The sequence below is a fragment of the Deinococcus pimensis DSM 21231 genome, from assembly GCF_000519345.1.
In the GTDB taxonomy this organism is placed as follows: domain Bacteria; phylum Deinococcota; class Deinococci; order Deinococcales; family Deinococcaceae; genus Deinococcus_A; species Deinococcus_A pimensis.
In genome coordinates, this window is record NZ_KI912627.1 from 50,810 (window position 1) to 52,254 (window position 1,445).

Here is a 1,445-nt window from a genome sequence, read left to right on the forward strand (position 1 = left end):
GTGCGCGCGCGCGTGCCCCACCGCGAGACGGCACAGCACCGCCGCGAACTCCGCCACGCCCGAGGCGCGCGCGAGCTCTCCCGCCCAGCCTTCGGGAGGGAGCAGCGCGAACGGGTCGGGCGGGCCCTGGGTCGTCACGTGGTCACTCGATGGCGGTCACGTCGATCCAGCCGCGCTTGATGCCGTACAGCACGGCCTCCGTGCGGCTGCCCACGCCGAGCTTGCTGAAGATGTTCGCGAGGTGCACCTGCACCGTGCGCGGCGAGATGTCGAGGTCGCGGGCGATCTCCTTGTTCGTGCGGCCCGTCGCGGCGATGCGAAGCACCTCCAGCTCACGCGGGCTGAGCATCTCCTCCGCCGGGGACGGCGTCTGGTTCGACGAGAAGCGCTCCAGCACCTTGCGCGCGATGGCCGGGTGCAGCGCGCTCTCGCCCGCCGCGACCGCGCGGACCGCGCCGAGCAGCTCGTCCTCCGTGGCGTTCTTGAGGATGTAGCCCGCCGCGCCCGCCTCGAGGAGCGCGAACACGTACGCGTCGTCGTCGTAGCTGGTGAGCACGAGGACGCCCACGCCGGGCATCTCCGCCTTGATACGGCGCGTCGCCTCGATGCCGTTCATGCCGGGCATGCTGACGTCCATCAGGATGACGTCGGGCCGCAGTTCGCGCGTGCGGGCGATGGCCTCCTCGCCGCTCTCGGCCTCGCCGACGACGCGCAGGTCGCTCTCGCCCTCCAGAAGGTCGCGGGTGCCCTTGCGCACGACCGGGTGGTCGTCCACGAGCAGCAGGGAAATGACTTTGGCGTCGGCGGTGTCCATGTCCCCATAGTACAGAGCCGCGAGGGCGAACCACACCCGAACGCGCGGGCCGCCCCGCGTGGCGAAGCCCCATAGGGTAGAGACGCGTGACGGCACTCGAACATCGGGCCAGCTTCTGCCCAGACTGGTTGATGGACTCCTCTCCTGCCGCCGCATTGACTAGAACAGCAGATCGACAAGGCGACATGCACTACGAATGAAAAGGAACGTATCGGGAAGTTCTGATTCCCGATACGTTGGTGTTTATTCGGCTACATCTGCTCCGGACTCCCGAATGACTCTGTCACGATACTCAGCGAGTTGACGAGGGGCATTCGCGAGATCAGGATAATTCGGAAGACTGTTTGCTAGATCGGTCAAGACTCTGATTTGCTCTTCCAAAGCCTCCATGTCCATCCCGGTTTCTCGCATGACTCTTTCATTCGCAGCATCGTTATCCATAAATTTATTGCCGTATAACATAAGGACAATTCCATCCTACAATCCGTTTCCGGAAACCGCTAGAATTTCCCACATGTCCCTCTCCCCCCGTGACGTGCTGCGGCGTCTGCGCGCGCTGGACCTGCCGGGCCTCGCGCTGCTGGAGTCGGCGGGGCCCGTGACGGCCTTCTCGCGCTTCTCGTTCCTGAGC

1 protein-coding gene is annotated in these 1,445 nt (G+C 65.2%); it reads right to left on the minus strand.

Annotation, left to right across the window (positions count from 1 at the left end):
- Positions 1-142: 142 nt before the first annotated feature.
- Positions 143-814, minus strand: coding sequence for a response regulator transcription factor (locus DEIPI_RS0103495; RefSeq protein WP_027480869.1), 672 nt, complete (start codon positions 812-814; stop codon positions 143-145).
- Positions 815-1,445: the final 631 nt, after the last annotated feature.

Coding starts and splice junctions, on each gene's coding strand:
- DEIPI_RS0103495 (WP_027480869.1), bottom strand. CDS start 814: ATGGACACCGCCGACGCCAAAGTCATTTCCCTGCTGCTCGTGGACGAC.